Genomic DNA, 7459 nt, shown 5'->3' on the forward strand with positions numbered 1-7459 from the left:
AATGAGGGATTATAAGGCTGAACTCAAAACTGCTGAGAGAAAAGGAATAGAAAAGGGAAGAGAAGAAGGCATGGAAAAAGGAAAAATTGAGGTTGCAAAAAGCTTTTTAAGAATGGGATTAAGTATAGAACAAATAGCAGCAGGAACTGGCCTTACTGTTGAAGAAATTAGAAAATTAGAGAGCTAAAAAGATGATATAGTTAAAATGTAATGATACCTGGGGTGGTTATATTAGCAATATTATAAAAAATCATACCCCAGGAATGAAAAAGATGTTTGTTATGGAAAAAATTAAACTGCAAAGGTGAGGTAAAGGGAGAAAACATCATGTATAAAGTAGATTTAAATTCTGATTTGGGAGAAAGCTTCGGTGCCTACAAAATAGGTTCTGACGAAGAAATATTACAATACGTTACATCTGCTAATATTGCATGTGGGTTCCATGCAGGTGATCCAAATGTAATGCACAAAACTGTAAAAATGGCTCTTTTAAATAATATTGCCCTTGGGGCCCATCCTGGACTTCAAGATTTAATTGGCTTTGGGAGACGTAATATTAAAATATCACCAGAAGAAGCTTATAATATGGTTGTATACCAAATAGGCGCACTTTATGGATTTATAAAAGCAGAAGGTGGCAAAATGCAGCATGTAAAACCTCATGGCGCACTTTATAATATGGCAGCAAAGGATAGTGAACTTGCTAGAGCTATTGCAGAAGCGGTGTATAAGGTGGAACCTGAATTAATTCTATTTGGATTAGCAGGTAGTGAACTCATTATCCAGAGTGAAAAAATTGGAATGAAAACAGCCAGTGAAGTATTTGCAGATAGAACTTACCAAATTGATGGATCCCTTACTCCAAGAAGTCATTCTGATGCCATGGTTACTGATAGGGATCAAGCGGTAGTGAGAGTAGAACGTATGATAAAAGAAGGGCTAGTCATGTGCCAGCAAGGCACGGATATAAAAATAAAAGCAGATACAATTTGTGTTCACGGAGATGGTGAACAAGCTTTGGCATTTACAAGAAAAATTAAAGAGCATCTTAAAAAATCGAATATTATAATAGGTAATTTTATTTTGGAGTGAAAAACATGAATATTATTCAAATAAATGAAACGTCAGTTCTGGTGGAATTCGGGAAAACAATTAATGAGAATATACATAGAAAGGTGAAGGCCTTTTGTGAATATCTTGATAAATACCCTTTTATGGGAATGATTGAATACATACCTGCCTTTTCAAGTGTATCCGTAGTTTACAATCCAATGAAAATAAAATATGAAAAGATATATTCACTGCTCAGTGAAATACTGTGTAATCTTAATTCATCCCCTGAAGAAGAAAAGAGAGTTGTTAAAATTCCAGTATGTTATGGAGGAAAATTTGGACCTGATATTCAGTATGTGGCGGATTATAATAAAATTTCTGTGGAGGAGGTAATAAAAATTCATTCTAGTGGTGAATATCTTGTGTATATGATTGGATTTGCACCGGGGTTTCCATATTTAGGAGGAATGAGTGATAAAATAGCAACTCCAAGGCGTAAATCACCTCGTACCTCTATTCCAAGAGGGGCCGTTGGTATTGCTGGAATGCAAACAGGAGTGTATCCAATAAGTACTCCAGGAGGGTGGCAGCTTATTGGAAGTACACCACAGCAATTATTTAGGCCGGAAGAATATCCGCCAAGCTTGCTTAAATCAGGAGATATAGTGAAATTTTATCCAATTTCCTTTGATGAATATGAAAAGTATGGGGAGGTTGTAAAATGAGTATAGCTGTTTTAAATCCTGGACTGCTTACAAGTATTCAGGATTTGGGAAGGGTTGGATTTCAAAAATATGGAGTTATAGTTAGTGGTGCCATGGATACATATTCACTGCGGCTTGCCAATATTCTAGTTGGAAATGAAGAAGGAGAAGCAGCTCTTGAAATCACCTTAGTTGGACCAGTTTTGATGCTTAAGAAGGGGATTGTTTTTGCCATAACAGGAGCAGATATATCGCCTACAATAGACGGAGAATCTGTTCCCCTGTGGAGACCTGTTTATTTAAATAAAGACAGCATATTAAAATTCGGTGCTTGCAAATCAGGCTGTAGAGCTTATTTAGCATTTGCCGGAGGATTTAAAATAGCTTCAGTTATGGGAAGTAAGAGTACATATATGAGAGCTGGAATCGGTGGATATAAGGGAAGAACTTTGAAAAAGGATGACATATTGGAGCTTGAAAATCCTGAGAAAAAATCAATTGATATTATAAATAAACTGTCAAAACCATTATCATCAAATAAATTCATAGTACCAAATTGGTACATTAGAGAGATGCAAAATGAAAAGTGTGATGTAACCACCATTAGGATTATTAGGGAAAGACAGTTTAAGAACTTTACTGATGAAAGTATAAAGGATTTTTTTCATTCATCTTTTAATATTTCAATAAAATCAGATAGAATGGGATACCGCTTGAATGGAGCCAAGCTGAAATTAAAGGAACCTGTGGAGATGATTTCTGAAGCAGTCTATTTTGGAACAATTCAAGTACCTTCAGATGGAAATCCAATCATACTTTTAGCAGACAGACAAACTACTGGTGGATACCCTAAAATTGCTCAAATAGTTTCTGTGGATATTCAGAAAATTGTTCAGCTGAAGCCTAATGAAAAAATTAGGTTTAAAGAAATTTCACTAGAGGATGCTGAAAGGCTCTATTTTAAAAGGGAAAAATATATTAGAAACATAAAAAATGGTGTACATATTTAATTGATAGTTGAAAGTTGAAAATCAGTTAAGAGTTATGAATTAAGGATTGTAAAATTTAAATTCCATATTCACCTCTAATTCCCTGTAATAGCTTTATGAAAACTACATAAATATAATAATGCTATTAAAAAAGGAGATGTTAGATATGGCAAATAAAAAAAGTAAAGGTAGATTCTCTGTATCAGAGGGAAGAGAAGCTGCAGCTAAATTTAAGCTGGAAGCTGCCGAAGGAGTTGGAATTCCATTTAAAGAAAGGCATAATGTGAATGTTACTTCAGAACAAAAAAATTCTGTTGGTGTAATTAAGGAATCTAATAAAGGAACTGAAAAAAATATAAAATGATTTTTTATACAATGTCAATAAATTTTATAGTATAAATTTGTACACAAATAGCACATAGGCTTAGGCTTATGTGCTCAATTTATGTGCGCCCAGCATGGGCGCAATCTAATGGGTGAAAGTCCCAAGCACGGGTTGATAGTGCCAAGTGCATAGCTTAAGACAAGGGTGTCCATGGTGATGTGGAATCTGAAGGAAGTCGGCAGCGAAACTCTGGTCTGACGGACAGAAACTACATATAAGGCATATGTCTGTGGGTAAGTTTGCATAACAAAATGAAGCCCTAAACTATCCAAAACAGGCGGTGTAAATGTAGCAGATAGATGGAGTGAAAGATTGCGTTCTTACCTGGGGAGATCTGACAGATAAGTTACAGATATGAATTTAGAAATAACAACCCATACAGTAATGTGTGGCTGAACTGTCAGAAGTCAGCAGATGTCATAGTACCACGTAAAACGCGTTAGCGTGGGAAGGACTGAACAATAGGAGGTTTTGAAACTTTGAAAAACACAAAGAAATGTGATAACAGCAGACAACTTCATAATGAAGGTTACCTACAAAAGGATAGAGTGGAACTCGAAGAGTATGTAGGAGCGCCGAGCATTTCATTGACGTTAGAAAAGCAACAGAACGCCAAAAGTAGATACAATAATGAATTGCTTGAGAGAATTATTGACAGAAACAACTTAAATCAAGCATTTAAGCGAGTTAGAGCCAATAAAGGTAGCCATGGAATTGATGGTATGAATGTAGATGAACTTCTACAATACCTAAAGGAAACGGGCGCCAGCCTTCGGCAATCATTATTAGAAGGTAGTTATAAGCCTAATCCAGTAAGACGAGTGGAAATTCCAAAGTCTGATGGAAAGAAACGACCACTAGGTATACCAACGGCTGTAGACCGAGTAATACAACAAGCTATCGCTCAAATATTAAGTCCAATATTTGAAAAGAAATTTTCAGATAAAAGTTATGGATTTAGACCAAATAGAAGTGCTCATCAAGCAATTCTAAAATGTAAAGAATACATGGACAATGGTTATAGATGGGCAGTAGATATTGATTTAGAGAAATACTTTAATACTGTAAATCATGATAAATTAATTGGATTGATTTATGAAGAAATAAAAGATATTAGGGTAATATCTTTAATAAGAAAATATCTACAAGCAGGTGTAATGGAAAAAGGTATTTTTAGCATTACAAAAAGAGGCGTTCCACAAGGTGGAAATCTCTCACCATTGCTAAGCAATGTCATGTTAAATGAACTAGATAAAGAATTAGAAAAGCGAGGACTACATTTCTGTAGGTACGCTGACGACTGTAATATATACTTGAAAACAAAAAAGGCAGCATATCGGGTAATGGCAAGTATAACAAGGTTTATAGAAGAGAAATTAAAACTCAAAGTCAACAAAGATAAAAGTAAGGTCGATAGACCGTGGAAGTTGAAATATTTAGGATTTACATTTTATCCAAAGAAAGGTGAAATGGGAATAAGAGTACATGAAAATTCTGTTAGGAAACTTAAAGTTAAGCTTAAGGAAGTAACAGGAAGAAGTAATGCTATGAGTATGGAACTCCGTGCGATTAAGCTAAAACAGATTATAATCGGATGGATTAACTACTTCAAACTGGCAGATATGAAAAGTACACTTAAGACGTTAGATGAGTGGCTTAGAAGAAGGATTAGGATGTGTTATTGGAAACAATGGAAGAAACTCAAAACAAAACACGATAATCTTAAAAGGCTTGGTATTGATGAATATAAAGCTTGGGAATATGCAAATACAAGAAAAGGCTACTGGAGGATATCCAACAGCCCTATTCTATCAAGGACACTATCTAATAAACATCTTAAAAAGCAAGGCTTTATAACATTAACCGAAAGGTATCTATAATTAGGCAATTCTTATTGAACCGCTGTGTACCGAACGGTACGCACAGTGGTGTGAGAGGTCGCTGAATAAAATAATTATTCAGCTCCTACTCGATCAATTGCTCCTGCTAATGCAATTCTTACCCCATAATAAGTAAAACAAACCAACATAATAAAAAATATATTAACAGGATATTGTAACCATCTAACTATCTAATTCTGACTATAATCAAAAAATCTTTCGTTAATAAAGTAATTTTATATCACCTTATTTTGGACAAATATTGCTCTCTTCGTAACTATTCATTTAAAACAAACATATATTGTTAGCGCATAAGAAACACTAAGGAGTGATCTCAATGGAAAAACATTCTCATGCTTACTCAGGTTCAACAACCTACAATGATGGCCATATTCACCATTATGGTGGAGTTACGGCTAAAGCCAAAAGTGGAGTCCCTCATTGCCACTATATGGAGGGTACTACAACTTACTACGAAGACCATGAGCACGAATACTGTACTAAAACAGGTCCGGTAATAATGTTGCCCAATGGTCTTCATTACCACTACTTTGAAACAAGAGTAAAACTTGCCGATGGCCATATTCACTATATATCTGGTTTTACCAGCGCCGATTAGCTTATAATCATTTTGTTTTTTTTAATAGCTGTCTTCCTTGCATGACAGCTATTTATTACTACTTTAATATCTTTTTCTCACCTACCTTCACTACTCAATAATTTTGAAGTACGAATTAAAACACCGCAAAATTCTTGATTAAATAATGCGGTGTTTTATAAAATATTTTATTTTTATTATTACTACGTCTAATATGGACATTGTGAAGAAAAACAACATCTGATTATTTCTGTTTTTATGGATTATAGAGTTTTAATGCCGCCAGCCTTTTTGCTCGCTCGAACGCTTCTTTTAAAAATTCCTCTGCCGATAAATCCTTATAATCCCAATTCATGGCCTCTATTGCAGTCGGACCGGAATAACCAGTTTCGGCAATTTTTTTCATGGCTACAGACCAATCAATTGTACCGTCAAAGGGTAATCGGTGTATGGTATTTCCGTTATAATCATGTAAATGTAATGCCATCAAACGGGAACCGTACATGGATGATAAATCATAGCTCGGATAATAGTGGTAGTGATGGCAGCAGTCATAACAGAATCCTATGCGCTGGGAATCCACTTGCTCCAGCATATATGACAAATTGGTAAAATTCCGTAAATTCTCCAGCGCAACATTGACGCCAAGCTGTTCAGCCTTTTCAGCAATTCTCTTGATTCTATACAATCCCAATGCGTTATATGGTTTGTCATCGTCCGGCAGATGCACCACCATGGTCGGAATCTCAAATTCGGCACAATCCTTGACACATTGCAAATAGCAATCGATTGAGGCTTCACCGTCCAGATTATCAAGCCAGATGTTGTCTTGGACTTGGAATGGTGTGTGGATATTTTCTATAACAAGACCCGCTTCCCGAACAATTTGCGGACCGCTGCGATAATTGTTCCGACCTAAGTATTCACTCCACCATAATAAAATGCCGTCAAACCCTGCTTCTTTTATCAGCCGATAACGTTCCTTTATCGGCAATTCATAGCCAAACCAATCATAAATAGTAATCATAAGCCACTTCCTTTCTTGCTTTTACCGTCATAGCTTTTATATAATTCATAGACTTCACCATAACAAAATTTCACAAATAATGTTTTCTACTTAATTGTGAATAAAAACAATTGATAGTTTTCAAGTCTATTTTACTTTATACCGCCAAGACGCTGATTATACAAATAATCTGTAGTTCGCAATTATTTACGATTCCGATTTAATACATGTAAAAATTATACCATAATATTCTATATGATCCATTATTAAAGGCAAAGTATAGTACACATTTATTTTATAAACACCGCATTATTCAATTTTCAAAGTACAATTTTGTCTATCTACTTAGTTCGCCCCTTAATCAAAGTTAGGTTCTCAAAACCATGGTGTTCTTCATGATATATTTTTATGAAAAGGTACTAATGAATGATTTAAATAAATACTGAAGTTTCAATAGAATTTGGATATAATATAGATAAGATAGATGTGAGATAGTAGTGGTGTAATAATAAATTGGAAAAATTTACACCCCTGGGGTGTAAATAATGGAAGGGGAGTGGTAAAACAATGTGCAGATTAAATCCAAAAGTAGATCTTCTATTTAAAAAACTATTTGCAAGTCCGGAAAATAAAGATTTATTGATATCCTTTATAAATTCAATGCTTTCAGAACATGAGCAGATTTCAGACATAGAATTAAAAAATCCTTATAACATAGCAAATTATAGAAAAGGTAAAATGACCATACTGGATATAAAGGCAGTGGACGAAAAGGGAGTATGGTACGACATAGAGATGCAGCTGGCAGAGCAGAGTTTTTACGATAAAAGGGCCTTTTATTACT

The 7459-nt window shown here is 34.8% G+C and carries 9 protein-coding genes; 8 read left to right on the plus strand and 1 reads right to left on the minus strand.

Features of this window, described 5'->3' with window-relative positions; genetic code table 11:
* The 7 genes from RH99_RS17050 to RH99_RS17080 all read left to right on the plus strand — a co-directional run.
* Window positions 1-187: hypothetical protein (locus RH99_RS17050; protein ID WP_010241121.1), on the plus strand; the 187-nt coding region annotated here is incomplete at its 5' end.
* Window positions 188-327: 140 nt separating this feature from the next.
* The gene (locus RH99_RS17055; RefSeq protein WP_010241122.1) at window positions 328-1092 is read left to right on the plus strand and encodes a LamB/YcsF family protein; all 765 of its coding nucleotides are present in this window, start codon (window positions 328-330) and stop codon (window positions 1090-1092) included.
* Window positions 1093-1097: 5 nt separating this feature from the next.
* Window positions 1098-1778 (plus strand): 5-oxoprolinase subunit PxpB, encoded by a 681-nt coding sequence (gene pxpB, locus RH99_RS17060; RefSeq protein ID WP_010241133.1) that lies wholly within the window; start codon window positions 1098-1100, stop codon window positions 1776-1778.
* Window positions 1775-2767 (plus strand): 5-oxoprolinase subunit C family protein, encoded by a 993-nt coding sequence (locus RH99_RS17065; RefSeq protein ID WP_010241134.1) that lies wholly within the window; start codon window positions 1775-1777, stop codon window positions 2765-2767. Before pxpB ends, RH99_RS17065 begins: the two co-directional genes overlap by 4 nt.
* Window positions 2768-2912: 145 nt before the next feature.
* On the plus strand, window positions 2913-3110 hold the full coding sequence (locus RH99_RS17070; RefSeq protein WP_010241135.1) for a small, acid-soluble spore protein, alpha/beta type: 198 nt from the start codon (window positions 2913-2915) through the stop codon (window positions 3108-3110).
* A 500-nt stretch (window positions 3111-3610) separates the two neighbouring features.
* A complete protein-coding gene (gene ltrA, locus RH99_RS17075; protein WP_010241136.1) occupies window positions 3611-5011 on the plus strand; it encodes a group II intron reverse transcriptase/maturase in 1401 nt (466 codons plus the stop codon).
* A 337-nt stretch (window positions 5012-5348) separates the two neighbouring features.
* Complete coding sequence (locus tag RH99_RS17080; RefSeq protein ID WP_010241137.1) at window positions 5349-5630, plus strand: YmaF family protein; 282 nt, start codon at window positions 5349-5351, stop codon at window positions 5628-5630.
* 235 nt (window positions 5631-5865) lie between these two features.
* Here the strand turns inward: RH99_RS17080 and RH99_RS17085 are convergent, their stop codons facing one another.
* On the minus strand, window positions 5866-6636 hold the full coding sequence (locus RH99_RS17085; RefSeq protein ID WP_010241138.1) for a sugar phosphate isomerase/epimerase family protein: 771 nt from the start codon (window positions 6634-6636) through the stop codon (window positions 5866-5868).
* Window positions 6637-7182: 546 nt separating this feature from the next.
* Here RH99_RS17085 and RH99_RS17090 point away from each other — a divergent pair.
* A partial coding sequence (locus tag RH99_RS17090) for an Rpn family recombination-promoting nuclease/putative transposase (protein WP_010241139.1) occupies window positions 7183-7459 on the plus strand: 277 nt, incomplete at its 3' end.

The organism is Clostridium arbusti SL206 (assembly GCF_000246895.1).
Lineage (GTDB): Bacteria > Bacillota > Clostridia > Clostridiales > Clostridiaceae > Clostridium_I > Clostridium_I arbusti.